This window comes from Aquiflexum lacus (assembly GCF_015476655.1).
GTDB lineage: Bacteria > Bacteroidota > Bacteroidia > Cytophagales > Cyclobacteriaceae > Aquiflexum > Aquiflexum lacus.
This window is the reverse complement of the sequence record NZ_JABFHF010000038.1, coordinates 13,501-35,664: the sequence shown is the minus strand read 5'-3', so window position 1 is coordinate 35,664 and position 22,164 is coordinate 13,501. Positions and strand designations below refer to the sequence as shown.

Below are 22,164 nucleotides of genomic sequence, written 5' to 3'. Positions count from 1 at the left end.
AAGGATAAAATTTAATTTCCCCGCTATCTGTGGCGTGTTTATATAATTATTTAAACTTTTTCAATTTTAACCATCAACTCAAAGTCATCCATATCCAAGATAGTCCCATCAGTCAATGAACCATTAACCTCCAACGACAAGGCTTGGGTTTCGGTTTGAATGTAAGGCGCAAAATTTGATAAAGCGGAATTGACCAATTCATCGTGTTTTGCCACTTTGATCCTGATTTTGTCCTGAACTTCCAGTCCCATGTCTTTTCGAAGATTCTGAATCCTGTTTACCAAATCCCTGGCTATTCCTTCCTGCCTCAGTTCATCGGTCAGGGTAACGTCCAAAGCTACAGTCACACCCTGATCAGAGGCGACAGACCAACCGGGAATATCCTGCGAGCTGATCAGAACTTCTTCCAATAGCAATTCAATATTGCCATCTTCAAGCGGAACTGTGATTTTTCCGTTCTTTTCAATTTCTGCTATTTCAACTTTGCCCCAAGAATTGATGGCAGCAACCACAAAACGCATCTTAGGACCCAATTTCTTCCCAAGAACCGGGAGATTTGGTTTGACACTTTTCACCAGTACATCTGAGGCATCATCTATGTATTCGACAGCTTTGATATTCACCTCGGATTTGATCAATTCCTCGAGGTGCTGAATCTGTCTTTTTGTTTTCTCATTCAGCACGGGAACCAATATCCGCTGTAAAGGCTGACGTACTTTAATACCGATTTTTGGGTTTTTCCGTAGTGAGTGGACCAAGGAGGATATCCTTTGGGCCAAATCCATACTTTCTTCCAGATCTTTATTGATCAAACCTGCATCGGCCCCTGCCCAATCTGTCAGGTGTATGGATTCCAATTTGTTTTTGGAAGATGCAGTCAGGTTTTTATACAGCCAATCTGTATAGAATGGCGCAAAAGAAGACATCAATTGTGTGAGGCTCAACAGACATTCGTATAAAGTCTCATAAGCTGCCTGCTTGTCCGCATTCATATCGCCTCTCCAGAACCTCTTTCTTGCCAACCGCACGTACCAGTTGGACAATTGGTCCACGGTGAAATTCATAATGGCACGTGTCGCTTTGGTAGCATCGTAATTGTCCATGGCAGATTCCACTTCTGCAATCAAGGTCTGCAATTTGGAAATGATCCATTGATCCAGTTCGGCACGCTGATTCACAGGGACTGCTTTGGATTTGTCATAGACAAAATGATCGAGATTGGCGTAAAGGGCAAAGAAGTTATAGGTATTCTGAAGGGTTCCAAAAAACCTCCGCTGAACTTCCGCCACGCCTTCCAAATTGAATTTGAGATTATCCCAGGGATTGGCATTGCTGAGCATGTACCATCTCAGGGCATCAGGACCATATTCTTTTAGGGTTTTGAAAGGATCTACGGCATTGCCCAATCGCTTGGACATTTTGTTGCCATTTTTATCCAAAACCAGCCCATTGGCGATGACATTCTTGAAAGCCACAGAGTCGAAGAGCATTACTGCTATCGCGTGAAGGGTAAAAAACCAGCCTCTCGTCTGATCGACACCTTCGGCAATATAATCAGCCGGATAGTTGGCTTTGAATATATCTTCGTTTTCAAAAGGATAATGCCATTGGGCATAGGGCATGGCCCCGGAGTCAAACCACACATCTATCAGATCAGGCTCACGAAACATTTTTTGGCCTTTGGCAGAAACCAATATGACATCATCCACATAGGGTCTGTGCAGATCCATCTCTTTTCCTTCCCATGGCGACTTTTCCAAAAAGCCTTTGGCAATTGACTTTTCTATTTCCTGTTGCAATTCCGCGACAGATCCGATGCACATTTCTTCTGTGCCATCTTCTGTTCTCCAAATAGGTAATGGTGTGCCCCAGAATCTTGATCTGCTGAGGTTCCAATCCACGAGGTTTTCAAGCCAATTACCAAATCGGCCTGTTCCGGTAGCTTCAGGCTTCCAGTTGATGGTCTTGTTCAATTCCACCAACCTGTCTTTATAAGCTGTGGTCTTGATGAACCAGCTTTCCAGTGGATAGTACAAGATCGGTTTGTCAGTCCTCCAACAATGTGGGTAGCTGTGTTCGTATTTTTCGACCTTAAAGGCCTTGTTTTCATTTTTGAGGATGATGGAGATGATGATGTCCGTGTTTTTGTAATCAGCGGCATTCTCATCATCATTGGGATAGTTTTTTACATAAAAGTCATCCACACCAAATGTTTTATGGGCAAGTATGCCATGCTCTTGCATTTTAGCTGCAAGGTATTCACCCACCACAGGCAGGAATTTGCCCTGCTTATCCACAACAGGAATATCATTGCCCAATTCATCTTGGACAAATACTCCCGGCACGTTGTGCTGAACCAAGGTCCTAAAGTCATCTGCACCAAAGGCCTTGGCCAAGTGAACGATGCCCGTTCCATCCTCTGTGGTCACATAGTCTCCAGAAATAACAGTAAATGCCGGATGAGGCAAGGCTATACCTGAGATGGGGAACAATTGCTCATATTCCCAACCCAACATGTCCCTTCCTTTGAATTCAGCCACTACCTCATAAGGAATAAGTTTGTCTCCTGCTTGGTAGTCAGTCAAGGAAATTTCTTTGGCTTTAGGATTGAACATGGCACCTATTCTGGCCTTCGCCATTATAGCGGTCATCGGTTCATAGGTATAGGGATTGAAAGTTTTCACTTTCACATAGTCCAGGTTTTCCCCAATCGCCAAAGCAGAATTGGAAGGCAAGGTCCAAGGAGTAGTGGTCCAAGCCAAAATAAAAGTGTTTTCTTCGCCCTTCAGCTTAAACTGCGCAGTGACAGAGGTGTCTTTGACATCCCTGTAGCAACCCGGTTGATTGAGTTCGTGTGAACTTAGCCCGGTACCGGCAGCAGGTGAAAATGGCTGTATGGTGTAGCCTTTGTAAAGTAAATTTTTGTCATAAAGCCTTCTCAACAAACTCCAAAGGCTTTCGATGTAGTCTGCTTCAAATGTGATGTAAGGATCATCCAAATCTACCCAATAGCCGATTTTCTCAGTCAGGTCATCCCACTCATTTTTAAATCGCATGACCGTTTCCCGACATTTTTGGTTGTATTCTTCGACGGAAATGCTCTTCCCGATATCTTCTTTGGTGATTCCCAATTCTTTTTCAACCTGCAACTCGACAGGGAGTCCATGAGTATCCCATCCCCCTTTTCTTTTGACCTGAAAACCTTTGAGGGTTTTATAACGGCAGAAAATATCTTTTAAAGCCCGGGCCATTACATGGTGAATGCCCGGAGTTCCATTGGCAGAAGGAGGTCCTTCAAAAAAAGTAAATGTCTCTGCACCGTCCCTATTGAGGACAGATTTATTAAAAATATCGTTTTCTTTCCAGTATTGCAGGATGTCTTCTCCTATCTGTGGATAATCTACTTGTTTGTACTCCTGGTATTTTTTCACGGTATTCCTATGTGTTTTTTAACCTAGAGGTGCCTGGATAACCCTCATTTCATTTTTGTCCAGTTAATCACCTACTTGGGCAATTCAATATCTTATTCTTTTGCGATCCGCCTTTGCAAAAAAGGCAGGCGCAAAGTTAAGACATTTTAGAGTATTAGGGATAGATAATCAGAAAATTGATTGGTAGCAGTAATGGGCTGAAATCTATTTATAATTAGTTTTCAACTCAATTGAAAAGAGGTACAACCTTTGAACTCCAAAGTCCGAAGGTTGTGCCTTCGGACAACCACTTACTCCCAGCCCCAAGCAGGTCCAGGACTTTCTACCTTTTTTGTTAAATCAAATTTTACGGAAAAAAACCTATCTGAGCCAATTCTTCGGAGATTATAAGTAAAAGATTGATCATCTATGGTTATCCACCAAACATTATTTGAGGCATAGGGGATCAGGTCAGAAGTTTCTTGGTCCGCGGGGAAAAACTGGATGTTTGCCAACCCCGTATTGGGAGAGGTTCCGCCGTACTGGGTAACCTTGTCTTCACTTCCATCTTCATGTCGGTGGTCATGTTTGAGTTTGATCAAGTTATCTTCCATGGTCAAAACCCATGTCCTTGATTTGTCTTCCCCTACAAAAAAGGGTATGTGGATAAATCCATTACCACAGTCTACTACATGCATGACCAGTTTTTTTCCAGCGAATGGATCATTTTCGGAAATTGGTGTGGTGACTTCCCCCTCATAGGCATTCCCACAATGTTTGGAAAGTGTCTCCCAAAAAAGTTGATTTCCGGGTTTATCCTGCGCATTGGCAACGAGTCCATTAAATAAAAAAAGGACTGCAAACAGCATTAAATTTTTCATAGGGGAATTAGCTAAGTCTCACTAAGAATTCTTATTTATTATTCGAAGAGTAAGTAAGCATAAATACGATAGACTGCCAAACAGTTTTATTTAACAAACTGTTGAAAAAGCAATGAAGTACAATAGAGTTATAGTTTGGTTTAGAAATGATTTGAGGGTGCATGACCATGCACCCTTGATTTCTGCAATGACAAAGGGTGCTGAAATAATTCCGGTTTACTGCTTTGATCAAAGAAATTTCCATGATTTAGATTTAGGCTTTCCAAAGTCCGGAGCATTTAGGGCTAAATTCCTCATCGAGTCTGTGGAAAACCTAAAGAGGTCCCTTCAGAGTATAGGGGCAGACCTCATTTTGGAAGTAGGAAATCCAGAAGAAAGAATTATTGAATTGGCAACTTCCTTTCAAGCGGAAGCCATCTTTTTTTCTGAGGAAGTGACACAAGAGGAAAAACTGGTAGAGGAGCGCTTGGAAAAATCAGCTTGGAAGTTGGGCATCGCCACAGAGGCTTTTTGGCAAAGTACTTTATTCCATATGGAAGACCTTCCTTTTCCTACGAATCTTGTCCCTGAGGTATTTACCCAATTCCGGAAAGAATGTGAAAAGTTTTCAAAAGTCCGAAAGACACTTGGGGCACCGCAAAGCATCAATTTCCCTGATAATTTGAGTCATTCAGGTGAAATTCCTGACTTATCCACATTGGGATTAAGCAAACCCGCCCATTCAAAATTAGGCGTATTGGATTTCAAAGGGGGAGAAGATGAGGGCAAGAAAAGGCTTCAGGGTTATTTCTGGGAAAAAGACCTTTTGAAAACTTATAAGGAAACAAGAAATGGGCTTTTAGGAGCTGATTATAGCAGCAAGTTTTCACCTTGGTTGGCTTTAGGTTGCCTATCTCCGAGATATATTTATGAAGAAGTTTTAAAATATGAAAAAGAAAGAAAAAAGAACCAATCCACTTATTGGTTGATTTTTGAATTGATTTGGCGGGATTATTTTAGGTTTATATGTAAAAAACACGGAAATAAGGTTTTCCAGATCAGTGGGATCAAAAATATTGTGGATAACTGGAGAAGAGATGAGACAATTTTCTGGAATTGGGCCAATGGTGAAACAGGCATTCCATTTGTAGATGCCAACATGAGGGAAATGAACCAAACGGGTTTTATGTCCAATAGAGGGAGACAGATTGCCGCTTCCTTTTTGGTAAATGACCTGGAAATAGATTGGCGATGGGGTGCCAGTTATTTTGAAAGCATGTTGATAGATTATGATGTCTGCAGCAATTGGGGGAATTGGATGTACGTGGCCGGTGTTGGGAATGACCCAAGAGAAAGCCGGTATTTCAATATACTCAGGCAGGCAAATAACTATGATAAAAAAGGAGATTACATACGGCATTGGATTCCTGAAATTTCAGTGATTTCTGGTTTCGATATTCATCAACCATTTGAGTTATCCACAAAGTCTTTGAATGAAAAAGGGGTGGTCTTGGGTAAAACCTATCCTAAGCCGATAGCGAAAATCAAAATGTGAGGAATTCTATTTTTGATTTCATTAAATCAATTGTCTTTGGTTTTTGGTAAGTATATTCTAATTTGAAGGGACTAATGATTTAAATCCCTTGAATATGAAAATTCTTATCTTACCCCTACTAGTAATTTTTATTCTATTGGGCTGCTCAAAACCCGATGAACAAAGATTCAAAGCTTTGGGCCAAATGCAGGCCTTTGCAGAGATGGTGGCTGCAGATGTAAAGCCTATAGCCCTCAGTGAGCCTCTTGATTCTCTAGATGTGGATAAGTTATGGGATGAAGCTCAAGAATTAGCCAAAGAATATGGGATCGAGGTGTTTAGGGAGCCAAGTCTGGTAAGTACCCAACTTTTCCCTTATGCTGGTATCCAAGATAAGGAAGTACTCATCTTTCACAAAAAAGAAGCCTTGAATGCTTATAATGACCTGAAAAAAACCACCAAATCCGGGACAAACGGCGAAGCGGAAGCAAGAAGATTTGGCAGGTTATTGGGATATCCTTCACATTATATCAATCAACTTTTGGCCAAAAATACAGATTACCGCTCTCTACCTGATTTTGGTATTCAAGGCACCAACCTTTTTCTATACTATAATGACCTGAACAGAGCCAAACAATTTTACAATGAAACGCTTGGCTTGGAAATTATCTCCGATTATGGATTTGCAGCCACTGTAAAGGTCACTGATGATGCTTGGCTTACCTTGGTAGATGCTGAAGTAGGCAGACACAGGGCTGATGAACCCAAGACTGTAGCCATTGCGCTACTGACCAATCACTTGTCGGAATGGTATTTATACCTGCAAAAAGAAGGGATTCCCATCAAATACGAGTACAAACCGAAAGAAAACAACGCCCATGATGGTTTTGTGGCCATTGACCCCGAAGGTTATCTCTTGGAATTTGAGTTGTTCAAGCAGCACCCTGAAAATGAAAAGTTGATGCCCCTGTTGCCGAAGTATGATGCGGTAAGTGGTGCAACAGGCAAGTGGTCCAAAAGTGAAGGTTTCTATGGTGCCGTTACTTGGTTGTACTATGAGGACATGCTGGAAGCAGAGGCGTTTTACGAAGAAAAGATCGGTTTGAGATTGTTGGTGGATCAAGGTTGGGCAAAAGTGTACCAAGTTTCTGAAACTGGCTTTATAGGCTTGGTAGACGAACGTCGTGGCATGCATAATTTTACCGAACAAAAAGGAACAAGTGTTTCATTCCTGGTCAAGGACCTTGAAGGTTGGTATGATTATGTCAAGACCCAAGAACCGTTTCCTTTAGAGAGGGAACTATATACCGGAAAAGAGGATAGATACAAAGCCTTTGTGGGCATAGATCCCGGGAAGTACTTTTTAGAATTTGACCAGTTTTTAGAGCATGCGGATAATAAACGATTACTGGAACTTATTCAGTAAACCGGTATAAGATAAATTTATTTCACTTCAGATTTTAATGTTCAATTGGGATGAAGGGAAGTCAATTATTTTGAAAAAGGTGTTATTTATGTCCGAATGGTTGTTTTCAAAATCACTTGAACAATAATCATAAAAAACTTTTTTGTCTTAAAAATTAAGATTATTTTTCATAGTTAAAGACAGTCAAATTTAAGATATAAAAGGTGTATCTTGAATGAAGAATTAAAAATCATCACTTAAAAACAAATATTTTTACACGTTAACCATTTTTTCCATGGACATTTCCAATCCAGTTTACATCGATGCAATATGGCTTTCTGCCGCCTTTTTCTGTGGTGTATTGGCCAAAAGAATAGGCCTTCCACCACTTGTGGGGTTTTTGTTTGCTGGATTTGTGATCAATTTTACGGGTCTTCAGGAAGGAAATCTCAATAGTGCCATTGATGCGTTGGCAGATATTGGGGTAATGATTTTGCTATTTACCATAGGGCTTAAACTTAAAGTAAAAGAGCTTATTAGGCCCGAAATTTGGATTTCGGCATCCCTGCACGTCATCCTTTCCATATTAGCATTCTCAAGCTTCATATTAGGCCTTACTTACTTTGGTTTAAGCATTTTTGCGGATTTGGGCTTTCAAAGCACCTTAATGTTAAGTTTTGCCCTGAGTTTTTCAAGTACCGTTTTTGTGGTTAAAACCTTAGAAGCAAGAGGAGAATTTGATTCCTATCACGGTAAGATTGCTATTGGTATTCTGGTAATTCAAGACATCTTTGCAGTAATATTTATAGCAGTTTCTGATCAAAAAATTCCTTCCTTATGGATTTTGGCACTGCCCATAATCCTTTGGTTGTTACATAAAATTCTCAGCAAATTGCTCCACCAAATGGAACATGGTGAATTGTTTTCGTTTTTTGGTTTCTTTGCCACATTTATTGCCGGCGCATTAATTTTTAGCTTGGTAGGCTTAAAGGCCGACTTGGGGGCTTTAGCCAGCGGAATGTTATTGGTGAATCATCCCAAAGCAGATGAACTTTATAATCGGATGGCCGAGTACAAAGATTTTTTCCTCATTGCTTTTTTTATTAATGTCGGATTAGTGGGACTGCCGAGTATATCTACATTTAGTGTCGCATTGATTCTACTTCCTTTTGCATTGCTAAAGGGCCTTTTGTTTTTATACATTCTCTCCAGGTTTTCCATGCAACCACGAACAGGGTATCTTGCTGCTTTGAGCTTGACAAATTTCAGTGAGTTTGGGTTGATTGTAGGAATCGTTGGGCTGCAAATTGGACTCCTCCCCAATGAATGGATTGTGGCGTTAGCACTGTTAATGTCTTTTTCTTTCATTTTGGCAGCTCCATTAAATGTCTTTTCCCATGAAATTTTTGATCGGTATAAGGAGATTATTTTAAAATTAAATAAGGAAAAGAATAGTGTGGATTGTGAACCCTTGGATTTTGGCAATGCTGAGATTTTGGTGGTTGGATTGGGAAGTATTGGAAAACACACTTTTGAAGCACTATTCAAAATCCATGAAAAAAAAGTCTTGGGGCTAGATTATAATCCTGACCTAGTTTCAGAACTTCAGTCACAGGGGTATCAGGTATTGTGGGCAGATGTGACCGATAGCGAACTATGGGATAACGTAGATTGTAAAAAAATCAAAACAGTGTTCATGACAGTAAGCGATTATTCTACCAATATCAATGCCTTGAAAGAGATCGCCCGCATCAAAGATCGACAGTTTAAAATATTTTCTTTGAGCCAGTATACTGAACAAACGGAAAAGTACCGTTCCTTGGGAGTGGATTATGTTTTTGAGTATAAAGAAAATCTTGGAAGGGATTTTGTGTCCAACGCCCTTGATTCTTTTAGCATTTAGTTTAAATATTTTGATCTGACAAAAATCTTTCAATAGTCATCAGTGCTTCTTCCTGTTTTTCAAACATCCCCATGTGGCCTACGCCTGTCAATTCATGATAAAGGGTAGCAAATGGTTGGTGCAGACGACTCGACTCGATTTTAACTGCCGGATCCAATTCCCCTGCAATCATTAATTTGGGACCCTGAAAAGTTTTCCACAATTCAAATCTGTCTTTCCTGTCACGTATAGCAGCGATAAAAGCGAGGACTCCTTTTTTGGAACTCCTTTTCCCTAACTCAATTAGTTCTTTTATTTTATCTGCTTGTTCAGTTTGGTGCTGCTCCGAGAAAAGCGGCGGAACAAATGAATCTATAAACTTATCCACACCATTTTTTTTGACAAAATCAATGGTCTTGTTTCTGGTTTTCTTTTTCTCAAGGTCATCTGCAAAAGCAGTAGAATGAAAAAGACCAATGGCTTTGAGTTCCTGTCCCATCAGTTCAGCCAAGGCCAAGGTGACATAGCCCCCAAGCGAATGTCCGATGATAATGGGATGCTGAATTTGATTTTCCTCCATCCAATCATGAAGCATTACTGCGGTTTCTTCCAAACTGATTTGTGTCTGATTGATTGGACTTTCCCCGAAACCGGGCAAATCAGGGCAGAAAACCTGATAAGATGTGGATAAGTGTTCCGAAAAAGTTTTCCACATTTCCTTTGATTCACAAAATCCGTGAATTAAGATAAGTGCTTGGCCCGTTCCTTTTTGAGAAAAAGCTATCATGTTTAAATTTAATGAATTAAACCAATTTTTGATAAACAAAAAAAGCCTTGTTGAATCACAACAAGGCCTCAACCAAAATATCTTCGTCAATTTCATCCCAATGGATGCCTTCGCCTTTTCCAATTAACTTCCATTGGTTTAATTGGTCTTTACTGGCATATTTCAATTTATCAAACCATTCTAAGGGTATGCCCAATTCTCTACCATCATCAAGAAGGACGAAAAGTTTTGAATCTTCAAACCAAACTTTCTTTGCGAAAGGTGATTTATGAATTACCGAAATACTCAAACCATACTGATATTAAAGTTGCCTACTATCTTGATAAGTGGGGATAAATCCAAAAGATTATTTACCGAATTTAGTCTCCATAGTGATTCTTCACTTCGCAATAGACTCTTATTTAGATTCGAATCTGCTATGCTCGTTCAAAATGACGCAGTTCTCCGTCTTCCTAACTGCCAACTGCGACTGCCTACTGAACACTTTCCCCTCCTAACTTCTCACCTTAATTTCAGCCATGTCCCTCACCGCTTGCGCAATTCCTTCAGGGTCAAAGCCACATTCACGGTGTAGTTCAATCTGCTCACCATGTTCAATGATGGCGTCGGGAATGCCGAGTCTTTTTACTTGGGCAGAGTAGCCATTATCCACCATCCACTCCAAGACTGCTGAACCGAATCCACCCATCAGGCAACCATCTTCCACAGTGATGACCTTTTTGAACTTTCCAAATACCTCGTGAAGTAAAGATTCATCCAAAGGCTTCACAAATCGCATATCATAATGTGCTGGATTCAATCCTTCTTCAGCTAACATGTTGGTAGCAGTTACTGCATAATTTCCAATATGTCCGATGGTGAGGATAGCGACTTCTTCTCCTTCTTTGATAATTCTACCTTGTCCGATTGGAATTTCTCTCATTGGAGTTCTCCATTCAGGCATGACTCCCTGACCTCTTGGATATCTGATGGAAAACGGACCTTCAAATTTGGTAGCAGTATACATTAGACTTCTGAGTTCTGACTCATCCATTGGTGCAGTGACCACCATATTTGGGATACACCTAAAATAAGCCATGTCATAAGCCCCATGATGGGTCGGACCATCTGCACCGGCAAATCCTGCCCTGTCCAAACAAAAAACAACCTGAAGATTCTGTATGGCCACATCATGAACTACCTGATCGTAGGCTCTTTGCATAAAAGAACTGTAGATATTACAAAAAGGAATCAAACCTTGAGTAGCCAAACCAGCCGAAAAAGTGACGGCATGCTGTTCTGCGATTCCCACGTCAAATGCCCTATCAGGCATCTCTTTCATCATAATATTCAAGGAAGAACCGGAAGGCATGGCAGGGGTAATCCCCATGATTTTATCATTTTCCTTTGCCAATTCTACCAAAGTATGACCAAATACATCTTGGTATTTTGGCGCCTGAGGAACAGTAGGAGGTTTCTTATATATTTCTCCGGTTACTTTATCAAAAAGCCCGGGTGCATGCCAAGTGGTTTTATTTCCGTTTTCTGCGGGAGCATAACCTTTTCCCTTAACGGTGATACAATGAAGAATTTTTGGGCCGGGAATATCTCTGAGGTCAGCTAGGATTTCCACCAAATGATGAACATCATGACCATCAACAGGTCCGAAATATCTTAAATTGAGTGATTCAAATAAATTACTTTGCTTTAATACTGCAGATTTGATCGCTCCTTCTACTTTGGAAATGATTTCTTGGGCCGAAGTACCAAACTTGCTGATTTTACCCAATAGGTTCCAAATGTCATCTTTTACCCTGTTGTAAGTATGCGAAGTGGTAATATCAGTCAAGTAATCCTTTAATGCCCCCACATTTGGATCAATGGACATGCAATTATCATTAAGAATAATAATCATGTTGGTATCTGATACACCTGCATGGTTCATGGCTTCAAAAGCCATTCCTCCAGTCATGGAACCATCTCCGATTACCGCGACATGTTGTTTGAACTTATCGCCTTTGTATTTGGAGGCCATGGCCATACCCAAGGCAGCAGAAATAGAGGTACTTGAATGACCTACACCAAAAGTATCATACTCACTTTCTTTTCTTTTTGGAAAACCTGATAACCCACCGTAAATCCTATTGGTATGAAAACTTTCTTTTCTTCCGGTCAAAATCTTATGCCCATAAGCCTGATGGCCTACATCCCAAACTAATTGATCATCGGGGGTATTCAACACATAATGCAGGGCAACGGTAAGTTCTATTACTCCTAAGCTTGCACCAAAATGGCCACCATATACTGATACATTGTCTACGATAAACTGTCTGAGTTCATCACAAATCTGAACCAGTTGGTCTTTAGAATACTTTTTAAGATCATCGGGTGTATTGATCTTGGCGAGTAATTTACCGGGTTTGATTATCATTAGCGATGTATTTCGTCTTAAAGGTAATTAACATTCGTGAATAACAAATGTTTTGAAAAAGATGGATCCTGTTCCATGAAATATTGAAAGGGTCTTTTTAGACCTCAAATGTTTATTTTGCTTTTAATTAAATATCTTTGAAACCAAAAGACTTCGTAAAATTAAGATAAAATAAATAGTAAACAGTGAGTTTCGAAATCAAATTACCACTTTTCGAAGGACCGTTCGATTTAATGCTTTTCTTTATAGAGAGGGATGAGTTGGATATTTATGATATTCCCATAGCTAAAATCACTAAGGATTTCCTTGATTACATCCACCAATTGGAGAAAATGGAGATTGAAGTGGCCAGTGATTTTATCCTGTTTGCAGCCACATTGATGAAAATCAAATCCAAGATGCTTATACCAAGACCTGAATTGGATGAAAACGGAGAGGAAATTGATCCCAGAGAAGAATTGGTCAGGCATTTATTAGAATATAAAAAATATAAATCCGTTATATCAGATTTGGCCCAATTGGAAGAAACAAGAATGGCCAAGGAAAAAAGAGGCAATATTGTTGCTGAATTAAAACAACTGTCCAAAGTGGATGATGTGGAAGCAGAAATGCAGGATCTGGATCTTTATAAATTGTTGAAGGTGTATCAAAAGGTGATCTCAAGATATGCATCAAGGACAGATGAAACCAAACATACCGTCATACAATACCCCTATACCATTGAACAACAAAAAGACTTCGTGCTTGAAAAAATCAGTTTTAGAGATAAAGTACCCTTCACAGATTTTATCAGTTACAAACCTGACAAAATCTTCGTTATTTATACTTTTTTAGCCATTTTGGAACTTCTTCAATTATCCATGGTTACCATTGTGATTGGAGAAGGATTCAATAATTTTTGGGTAGAAAAAACAGAAACAGTGCCGAGCGAGTAGGATATGAAACTAGATAACAAGAAGATTTTCGAAACCCTTAACCCCAATAAGGTATGGGTTCCGGTCTTGATAGGCTTGGGTATAGTTTTTTTTATGTTTTACCTAGATCCTAATGTCAATGCCAAAACATTAAGGGGTGTTTTTGATGCATCTTTTTGGGGTATCGCACTAGCTGTTTTTGTTATCCTTTGTAGAGATATTGGGTATGTTTATAGAATAAGGGAAATTACTGACAGGCACCTGACCTGGGTAAGGGCTATATATGTCATTATCCTTTGGGAATTTGCATCTGCAGTCACACCTTCTATAGTGGGCGGGACAGCAGTTGCCATCTTTATCCTTAATAAAGAAGGAATCAAATTGGGGAAAGCCATTGCTTTTGTTATGGTGACAGCAATTTTGGACAACCTGTTTTTTGTAATTGGAGCACCAATTATTTTATTTTTTGCCAAGGGCAATATATTTCCAGCTAGTCGTGTCATGGAAATGAAATTGGGTAGAAGCCTGGAAGTACTATTCTGGGCCAGTTATGCTTTGTATGCTGTTTATTCATTGGTAATGGCAGCAGCATTGTTTTACAGGCCAAGGGTTTTCAAATTAATTCTACTGAAGCTATACTCTATCAAATGGCTTAAAAAATGGAAACATTCCGCCAATGAATATGGGAATCAAATCATCGAAGCTTCTAAAGAATTAAAAGGGAAAACAATGAAGTTTTGGCTTCCTGTTATTTTAGCTACCATATTCATTTGGAGTTCGCGGTATTTGATGTTGAATGCCCTCATTGGCGCTTATGAATCGCTTGATCTACAAGAACACGTGATCATCTTTGCGAGGCAGGTCATCATGTGGATCGTCATGATGATATCCCCGACTCCAGGAAGTAGTGGCACCGCAGAATTCTTCTTTGCACAGTTCTTTTCTGAATTCCTCACAGGCTACACCTTTGTCACCAGCATACTATGGAGGATGCTTTCTTATTATCCTTATTTATTATTGGGGGCTATATTCCTTCCTAGATGGATTAAGCAGGTATTTTTTGTGAAAAAGGAAGAAAAGGAAGAATAATATCAAAACCTTACATTTGATAAATGATCCAATCCCTTACTGCTTTTCAAATCCGGGAAATTGTTGACGGACAATTTTTGACCGATCATCAGGAAACCTTGATCCATTTTATTGCGATTGATTCAAGGAATATTTTACAACCGGAAACGACTTTGTTTGTAGCCCTGAAAGGGGCCAAATTTGATGGACATCATTTTATTCCAACCGTGGCTGAAGAAGGGGTACGCTGCTTTTTGGTCCAAAAGGATTATACCATCGGAGAGGAAAACCAAGCAGGGTTGGTGCTGATTGGAGTTGATAATCCATTGCAAGCGCTCCAATCCATTGCTACTTATCAGAGAAAACTTTTTGACGGCCCATTGGTGGGGATTACGGGCAGTAATGGGAAGACTATTGTCAAAGAATGGCTTGGACAGATTCTAGGTCAAAAATTCGCTGTGGCCAAAAGCCCGAAAAGTTATAACAGTCAGGTGGGAGTTCCATTGTCCATATTCGGGATTTCACCTTATCATCAGGTAGCTGTAATGGAGGCAGGAATTTCCAAGCCTGATGAAATGCAGCGACTTGTGAAAATGCTTCAACCAAACTTGGGAATTTTTACCAATATCGGTACCGCCCATGAGGAAGGGTTTAAAAACATTGAACAGAAACTTGAAGAAAAGGCCAAGCTTTTTGAAGATAGCCAACTGATAATCTACCGGAAAGAACATAGTCAGATTCATCAATTCCTTCTTGCTCATTTTGAAGAGGATAGATTGTTGTGCTGGTCAGATTATCCTGGATCGGATTATACTTTTTCAGTTAAAAAAGAACAGGAAAGATCCAAGATCCTGTTGATGAAACCTGATCTGAGTGTTTTTACCTTTTCTGTACCTTTCACAGATGAGGCTTCCTTGGAAAATGTCAGACACGCCATTGCTGCTGCATTGGTTTTGGAGATGGAACCAAACACTATTCAAGAAGGACTTGACCACCTGAAAGCTGTCGACATGCGGCTTACCCTCAAACCAGGGGCAAATGAAAGTCTGATCATTGATGACACCTATAACAATGACCTGGCAGGATTGAGACTGGCATTGGATTTTATGGCTGCCCAACGGCCGAAGAAAAGAAAAATCCTCATCATTTCTGACCTGCTTCAGATCGGGGACATTGAGGAGGTTTACCGGGAAGTAGGCCAATTGATCAATTACCACAGCATTGATAAAGTGATTGCTGTTGGCCATGAAATACAGGTTTTAAAAAATGATCTGGGAGAGAAAGCAGAATTTTATTCAGATACAGAAACGCTTTTAGATAATCTACAAACCAATGATTTTGAAAACGATCTGATCATGGTGACCGGTGCCAGGAAATTTGGTTTCGAGGCGGTGGTCAATTTATTGCAGCAACGGATTCATGGCACCACGCTTGAAATCAACATCAATGCGCTCACGCACAATTACAACTTTTATAAAACCAAATTGCTTCCCAATACCAAAGTCATGGTCATGGTCAAGGCCTTTGCTTATGGAGGAGGCGCTACCGAAATTGCCAATCACCTACAACAATTAAAAGCCGATTACCTGGCTGTAGCCTATACCGATGAAGGAGTTGCCTTGAGGGAACAGGGAATTAAATTACCAATCATGGTACTCAATCCTGTTCAGGAATCATTTTTCCTTCTGGAAAAGTACAACTTAGAGCCTGTGGTATATTCACTTTCATTCTATCAACAAATCGGAAGGTACTGTAAAAATCGGGAATGCTACATGAATATCCACTTGGATATGGATACTGGGATGCACAGACTGGGATTTGAACTCAAACACATGAGCGAATTGCTGGACATGGTCTCTGAATTTCCTGAATTGAAGATTTCAAGTGTCTATACCCATCTGGCGGGTGCCGATGAGGAAGAACATCAGGATTATTCCTTGCATCAATTGGAAATGTTTTTGTTGATGTATGAAAAACTTACAGCAACATTGGGATATTTTCCTTTGCGGCATGCATTGAATTCGGCGGGGATTGTCAAGTTCCCGGAATACCAAATGGAAATGGTCCGATTGGGAATAGGTTTGTACGGAGTTGAAGTCAGTGGAAAACATGACGCCCAACTCAAATCCGTCAGCACATTGAAAACCACCATATCGCAAATCAAGTCTTTGGATGCAGGAGATACCGTAGGGTATGGAAGGAAAGGCGTCATGCATGCAGATGGTCAGATTGCCACCATTGCCATTGGCTATGCAGATGGCTATGACAGAAGGTTCAGCAATGGGCGAGGTTATGTCCTTATCAATGGAAAAAAGGCTCCTGTGATCGGAAACGTCTGTATGGACATGACCATGATAGACATCTCAGGCATGGAAGCCAAAGAAGGTGATGAGGTGATCATCTATGGACCTGGGATTTCCCTAAAGGACCTTGCCAACAGGATCGGAACTATCCCTTATGAGTTGCTGACCAATATCAGTAGTAGGGTGAAAAGGGTTTATTATTTGGATTGATGGGTTGGGTTCTTGGATGACCAATGACAGATTTTGAAATTGATGGTTTAGGACTACAAATAGCATTCGAATCTATTACTGGACTTTGCCTTGTCACCTCGACGTCAGGAGAGGTCTGCTGCCCGTCTTGATGTAATTACCAATTCTGAACATTTACAATATGTTGGGGACTACCAATGACATAAATCGGAGCGGACCGTCACCCTGACGTAAGGAAGGGTCTCATGAGGATCAGAAAATGATAAATATAAACATAAATAGAACCTCAAGAGATCCCTCGTGCCTCCAGATGACGGGCAACCTCGATGTCAATTCCTTTTCTGAACATTTACAAAATGCTGTATACCTGGACTGTTTCGGGTGATTATATCGATTTTTTTGATAAATTCAGGATTCAAGCAGATTGGCCCAAAATAAACCCCAGAATGATCCGAATTTTTGTGTTGTGTGCATTATTCATTTCAGGCATTTTTTCCTGTCAACAAAAAGACAATACCAATAAACCTGAGTATACTTTACGCTTTGGACATTTGGCCAACGAACAGAATATCTGGCATTTGGCAGCACTCAAATTTGCAGATGAGGTATTCCAAAGATCTGAGGGAAGGATTCTTGTAAAAGTTTATCCCAATGAACAATTGGGTAAGGAAATGGATATGATCACCGGAATTTTGGGAGGCAGTATGGATTTGATGCTGACTGCAGAGTCACTGGAAAATTGGAGTTTGCCATTGGCGATCATGTGTGCAACCCCCTATGCCATCCGGGATTCCGATCATCTTCGTAAAGTCGCCGGAGGCCCAATCGGTAAAGAAATCGAGGAACATATAGTCAGTATTTCGGGATTGAAGCCCATTGCATGGTTTGAACGGGGAGCTAGAAATCTGACGGCCAATGTACCAGTCAGACATCCTGATGATCTCAAAAATCTGATTATCCGGGTTCCCAATGTATCGCTTTTTGTATCCACATGGAGCGGTTTGGGGGCCAAACCGACCCCTATGGCCTTTTCAGAAGTATTCACTGCCTTACAGCAATCCACCATCCATGGCCAGGAAAATCCATTTGCTTTGATCCGCAATGCAGGTTTGTACGAAGTTCAGAAATATGTCAACCTCACCGAACATGTCAAAGGCTGGGCTTACATAGTCATTGGCAACAAAAAATTCGAAAGTATGCCCCCTGATTTGCAAACTGTCATTCTGGAATCAGCCGCAATCATGCAGGAATACGAACACGGATTATATTTGGAACAGGAGGAATTGGACGCCCAATTTCTTAAAGACAAAGGCATGGAGTTTATCGAAGTGGACAAAAAAGCATTTGTTGACTTGGCCAGCAAAGCGGTAATGGAACATTTCACCGAAGAACAGCAGAGGATGTATAAGAGGGTGCAGGAGGTTTATTAGATGTGAGACGTGAGACGTGAGATATGAGAAACGAGAAAATAGAGCCAAGAATCAAGAACCAAAGCCTGCCCCGAGTATCGGGGAATCAAGACAGGGTAGATTAGGGAAGAGATAAAATTCAAGATTGGAGTTTAGAAATTAGAGGGGCATTAGGAACTACATTCTAAAATTAAGAAGGCCTATCCTTGTCACTTCGACGGCAGGAGAAGTCTACAAACCCGAAAACTGCAACATGCCCTTTTTCTTGAAAACCGAATTGACAATGAAAATCATATCTCAATGCCGTAGGATTTCCTGCCGTAGGTATGGCACGAACGATCTTAAGCGAATAAATGAAGTAGCTCAATGGACCAAAGAGGAATAAAAACATCTCAGCCCCCTCCAAAAACCCATCAGGTTTTCACCTCACCCTAATTCCTATAAAACCGAAATCTAAATTCTAAAAACTCCCCAATTGAAACAAACCTTAGATAGAACCCTCGAATGGGCAGTCGTTATCAGCTTTATCCTGATGATCGTGACGGTGGTCATACAGGTGGTGGCGAGGTATGCATTGCCCTGGTCTCCGCATTGGACGGAGGAGATGGCGAGGTTTTGTTTTATCTATATGGTCAGTCTTGGTGCAGGGCTGGCAATCAAAGACCGGGCATATGTCAATGTCAGCAGTCTGCTGGACCGTTTTTCTCCCAAGGGTAAGATATTGATGGACAACCTGATTTTATCCGCCATCATTCTGTTGATGGGAACCATGTTTATCTATAGCCTTCCTTTGGTCAAAATAGTCACCCTTCAGAATTCGGCCTCTTTAAAAATCAATATGGGTTTCATCTATTTTTCCATGACCTGTATGGGATTTTTGGTGATGCTTTATGCTGCCTTTGAGATATTTTTAAACCTTAAAAAATCACTATGATCCTGATTCTTTTTATTGTATTTCTGTTGTTGTTGCTTTTGGGCATACCGATCGCTTTTTCCTTGGGATTGTCTGCTTTTGTTTATATCCTCTTTTCGGATCTGCCACTGATTGTCATTCCCCAGAAAATGTATGCAGGGATTGATGTTTTTGTCCTTCTTTCCATCCCAGGATTCATTCTTGCCGGAAACCTGATGAATGCCAGTGGCATTACAGGAAGGATCATCGCATTTTGTAATGCCATCCTGGGGCATATCCGGGGTGGATTGGGTTTGGCAAATGTTGGGGCTTCCATGTTGTTTGGTGGTATTTCCGGAACAGCCATAGCCGATACGGCTAGTATTGGTTCGGTGATGATTCCTGCAATGGAAAAAGAAGGTTATGACACTGATTTTTCCTGTGCTGTCACGGCCACTTCCTCCACGATTGGCCCGATTATACCGCCCAGTTTGCCCATGATCATCGCGGCAACTTTGACAGGATTGTCTGTTGGGAAGCTATTTATAGCAGGAATAATACCCGGTCTATTATTGGGAATGGGATTGATGTTGGTTACCTATATTATTTCTGTCAAAAGGAAATATCCCAAGAATAAACGGGTTCCCTTTCTGACCATGGCTAAAAGTTTTTATCAGGCTTTTTGGGCCATTATGATGACTCTGCTGATTTTGTTTGGGATCATAGGCGGTGTATTTACCCCGACCGAAGCTTCGATAGTGGCAGTCATCTATGCGATTGTAATCGGATTGTTGGTATATCGGGAACTGAAAGTAGGCATGTTGCCAAAAATCATATTGGAATCAGCAAAGATGACGGCTTCACTGATGGTGTTGGTAGGCTTTGCCAATCTCTTTGCCTGGATCATGACCGTGGAGGAAATCCCACAACTCATTGCAGAAAGTTTGTTGAACCTCACCCAAAATAAGTTTATGATCTTACTGATGATCAATATTCTGCTTCTTTTTGTAGGCGCATTTATGGAAACCATCGCCGCGCTTTTGATCTTATTTCCGGTTTTATTGGGAGTGGCACTTCATGTGGGCGTCGATCCGATTCAGTTTGCCATGATTATGGTGGTGAACCTGGTGATTGGGCTTACTACCCCGCCTGTTGGTGTTTGCCTGTTTGTGGCCTCAAGCATCGGCAAAATCTCCCTGGAAAAAATCAGTAGGGCAGGATTGCCATTTTTGTTGGTCAGTCTGTTTGTGTTGCTGTTGGTGACCTATGTGCCGGAGATATCGCTATTCTTGCCGGGGTTGTTTTATGATTGATTTACCATGAAAAATGAAAGTTTGAGTAGCGTTTTTCATGGATAAATACCAGGAATTTTAATCTGTTTTTCTATCAGCTCCTTTGTGACTTAGTGTCTTTGTGGCCAAAATCGTTCCAAAATCGTTCCAAAATGCCACTAAGTCACAAAGACGCAAAGTTTAGTCAAATCTTATCCCAAAAATCATCAATTAAAGCTCATCCTCACAAAACCAAGTTCATCATCAACATTCACGTAATACCAGATTTTGCCGTCTTTGACAAAAGTGGAACTTGGTGGCTGCTGTAACTGGGCAACAACTGATTCACCCAGTAACTTAAAATTTTCATCCAGCAAAGTCAAATAAACTTTGGAGACAGGTTTTATTTCTTCTTCCTCAAAAAGTGATTTGTCAGTAGGTTCATTTGGAGTGGTTTCGTAAGAAAACCGATAGAATCTTTTGGTGATAGGATCCCAAATTGGTGCCATAAAGTTAATTTCTGAATGGATTTCATTCATGAGTTCCCTTAAACGTTTTTCCGAATCTACCTCTTTCGGGTAGCCACCTTTTTTGGCTGAGGCAGTTAGCTTGGGAGTGTAATTGATTTGATATAAACTGTCTGTATCCATTTCAATTATATGCAGGGTGTTGTAGGCTGAATTGGAAAGGATAATTCTATTTTCTATCTTTTGTATGGTTTTATCTGAGGGTACTATGACAGTCATTTCTCCCATTTTTAAGGTGATCGAATAATCAGGTAGTTCATCTATTCCAGATAATTCTATTCTTTTTAAAGTCCGATCTTTAAAATTCACTTTTGCAAGTGACCACGATTCATCTATCCAATTGCCTAACATTCCGTACATGATATTTCCATCTTTAGTCAGAATAGATTTTCGATTGAAGTTCTCGCCCTCTTTTAGACCTTCACTTTCAAAATTCGTTTTTGCCAAATTGTAATTTTTGAGCTTCTTGCCGGATATATCGAAAAGACCAATATCCTGAAAATTGGCTAATAAAACCTGATCGTTGTCCACCATGTAAAGCCACGATACATAGGAACCCACCCCATCTGGACCCTCTTTTTCAAATTTGATTTTGTCTTCCAATTTAAGTTGGTCAAGATTGATCCTATCCAAAGTACCCTCGTCTTGGCTCCATAGGAAAAGGAACTTTTTGTCATCCGTAAAAGCAGATTGCCATAAACCGTTTTTAAGATTGATGATTTCATTTCCCGGATCGACAACCACGGTATCCATTGTGAAAGTAATGTTTGAAAAGTCCGTTTTGGTTTCAGTTTCATTCCCACCACAGGCAAACCAAAGAACTGAAAGGAGGATTATTAAATGGTTTTTCATAAAGACAATAATTTGATGACTAATGTAATCACTATGAGTTTAATTTGGAAAAAAATTAAAGTTATATTTAGTTAATTTATGCCTTGACTTTGGGTCATGGCATGAATACTACGGGTTGTCCTAAGGTTGTACCTTCGGACTGCTGGGTTTGGAGTTTTTAACTCCAGTTTATTTTAGCCAAAGGCTCAGAACTCAGGAATCCGAAGCCACAGGCTTCGAATAACCACTACTGTCTCAAAATCGCCTCCTTCAAAGATTCCGGTGTAATCATCAATCAAAAGCCATCTATACAAAACCAATTTCATCATCCATATTGACATAGTACCAGAATTTGCAGTCCTTGACAAACATGTAACAAGGAGGCTACTGCAACTGAGGGACTGCAGTTTCACCAAGCAATTTGAAATTTTCATCTAGCACATTCAGTAAAACTTTGGAGATTGGTTTATTT

At 40.4% G+C, this 22,164-nt stretch carries 15 protein-coding genes; 9 read left to right on the top strand and 6 right to left on the bottom strand.

Annotated elements, in window-relative coordinates; all coding sequences use genetic code 11:
* Positions 1 to 50: 50 nt before the first annotated feature.
* Together ileS and HMJ38_RS22925 are read right to left on the bottom strand one after the other, a co-directional pair.
* The gene (gene ileS / locus HMJ38_RS22930; protein ID WP_194976779.1) at positions 51 to 3,431 is read right to left on the bottom strand and encodes an isoleucine--tRNA ligase; all 3,381 of its coding nucleotides are present in this window, start codon (positions 3,429 to 3,431) and stop codon (positions 51 to 53) included.
* Positions 3,432 to 3,721: 290 nt separating this feature from the next.
* Entirely contained in the window at positions 3,722 to 4,291 is a 570-nt protein-coding gene (locus HMJ38_RS22925; protein ID WP_194976778.1) for a hypothetical protein, read from the bottom strand.
* A 112-nt stretch (positions 4,292 to 4,403) separates the two neighbouring features.
* Between HMJ38_RS22925 and HMJ38_RS22920 the strand changes: the two genes are divergently transcribed.
* The 3 genes from HMJ38_RS22920 (at position 4,404) to HMJ38_RS22910 (ending at position 9,112) form a co-directional block, all read left to right on the top strand.
* Positions 4,404 to 5,825 carry a DASH family cryptochrome gene (locus HMJ38_RS22920; protein ID WP_194976777.1) on the top strand — a complete coding sequence of 474 codons (1,422 nt, stop codon included), beginning with the start codon at positions 4,404 to 4,406 and terminating at the stop codon, positions 5,823 to 5,825.
* Positions 5,826 to 5,919: 94 nt separating this feature from the next.
* Positions 5,920 to 7,230 (top strand): VOC family protein, encoded by a 1,311-nt coding sequence (locus tag HMJ38_RS22915; RefSeq protein ID WP_228780228.1) that lies wholly within the window; start codon positions 5,920 to 5,922, stop codon positions 7,228 to 7,230.
* A 274-nt stretch (positions 7,231 to 7,504) separates the two neighbouring features.
* A complete protein-coding gene (locus tag HMJ38_RS22910) occupies positions 7,505 to 9,112 on the top strand; it encodes a cation:proton antiporter domain-containing protein (RefSeq protein ID WP_194976776.1) in 1,608 nt (535 codons plus the stop codon).
* Position 9,113: 1 nt separating this feature from the next.
* Here the strand turns inward: HMJ38_RS22910 and HMJ38_RS22905 are convergent, their stop codons facing one another.
* From HMJ38_RS22905 to dxs, 3 genes are all read right to left on the bottom strand, one after another.
* Positions 9,114 to 9,878 (bottom strand): alpha/beta fold hydrolase, encoded by a 765-nt coding sequence (locus tag HMJ38_RS22905; protein WP_194976775.1) that lies wholly within the window; start codon positions 9,876 to 9,878, stop codon positions 9,114 to 9,116.
* Positions 9,879 to 9,933: 55 nt separating this feature from the next.
* Complete coding sequence (locus tag HMJ38_RS22900; protein ID WP_194976774.1) at positions 9,934 to 10,167, bottom strand: DUF2442 domain-containing protein; 234 nt, start codon at positions 10,165 to 10,167, stop codon at positions 9,934 to 9,936.
* Positions 10,168 to 10,371: 204 nt separating this feature from the next.
* Positions 10,372 to 12,288 (bottom strand): 1-deoxy-D-xylulose-5-phosphate synthase, encoded by a 1,917-nt coding sequence (gene dxs, locus HMJ38_RS22895; protein ID WP_194976773.1) that lies wholly within the window; start codon positions 12,286 to 12,288, stop codon positions 10,372 to 10,374.
* Positions 12,289 to 12,473: 185 nt separating this feature from the next.
* On the opposite strand from dxs, the gene HMJ38_RS22890 reads away from it, so the two are divergent.
* From HMJ38_RS22890 to HMJ38_RS22865, 6 genes are all read left to right on the top strand, one after another.
* Positions 12,474 to 13,223: a segregation and condensation protein A gene (locus HMJ38_RS22890; RefSeq protein ID WP_194976772.1), complete on the top strand. Its 750-nt coding sequence runs from the start codon at positions 12,474 to 12,476 to the stop codon at positions 13,221 to 13,223.
* Positions 13,224 to 13,226: 3 nt separating this feature from the next.
* Positions 13,227 to 14,291 (top strand): lysylphosphatidylglycerol synthase transmembrane domain-containing protein, encoded by a 1,065-nt coding sequence (locus tag HMJ38_RS22885; protein ID WP_194976771.1) that lies wholly within the window; start codon positions 13,227 to 13,229, stop codon positions 14,289 to 14,291.
* A gap of 23 nt (positions 14,292 to 14,314) precedes the next feature.
* Positions 14,315 to 16,783: a bifunctional UDP-N-acetylmuramoyl-tripeptide:D-alanyl-D-alanine ligase/alanine racemase gene (locus HMJ38_RS22880; protein ID WP_194976770.1), complete on the top strand. Its 2,469-nt coding sequence runs from the start codon at positions 14,315 to 14,317 to the stop codon at positions 16,781 to 16,783.
* A gap of 335 nt (positions 16,784 to 17,118) precedes the next feature.
* Positions 17,119 to 18,192, top strand: coding sequence for a TRAP transporter substrate-binding protein (locus tag HMJ38_RS22875; protein WP_228780227.1), 1,074 nt, complete (start codon positions 17,119 to 17,121; stop codon positions 18,190 to 18,192).
* 454 nt (positions 18,193 to 18,646) lie between these two features.
* Positions 18,647 to 19,105 (top strand): TRAP transporter small permease, encoded by a 459-nt coding sequence (locus HMJ38_RS22870; protein WP_228780226.1) that lies wholly within the window; start codon positions 18,647 to 18,649, stop codon positions 19,103 to 19,105.
* Complete coding sequence (locus HMJ38_RS22865; protein ID WP_194976769.1) at positions 19,102 to 20,376, top strand: TRAP transporter large permease; 1,275 nt, start codon at positions 19,102 to 19,104, stop codon at positions 20,374 to 20,376. The genes HMJ38_RS22870 and HMJ38_RS22865 overlap by 4 nt, the downstream gene beginning before the upstream one ends.
* A 185-nt stretch (positions 20,377 to 20,561) precedes the next feature.
* Here the strand turns inward: HMJ38_RS22865 and HMJ38_RS22860 are convergent, their stop codons facing one another.
* Positions 20,562 to 21,713, bottom strand: coding sequence for a DUF4221 family protein (locus HMJ38_RS22860; RefSeq protein WP_194976768.1), 1,152 nt, complete (start codon positions 21,711 to 21,713; stop codon positions 20,562 to 20,564).
* Positions 21,714 to 22,164: the final 451 nt, after the last annotated feature.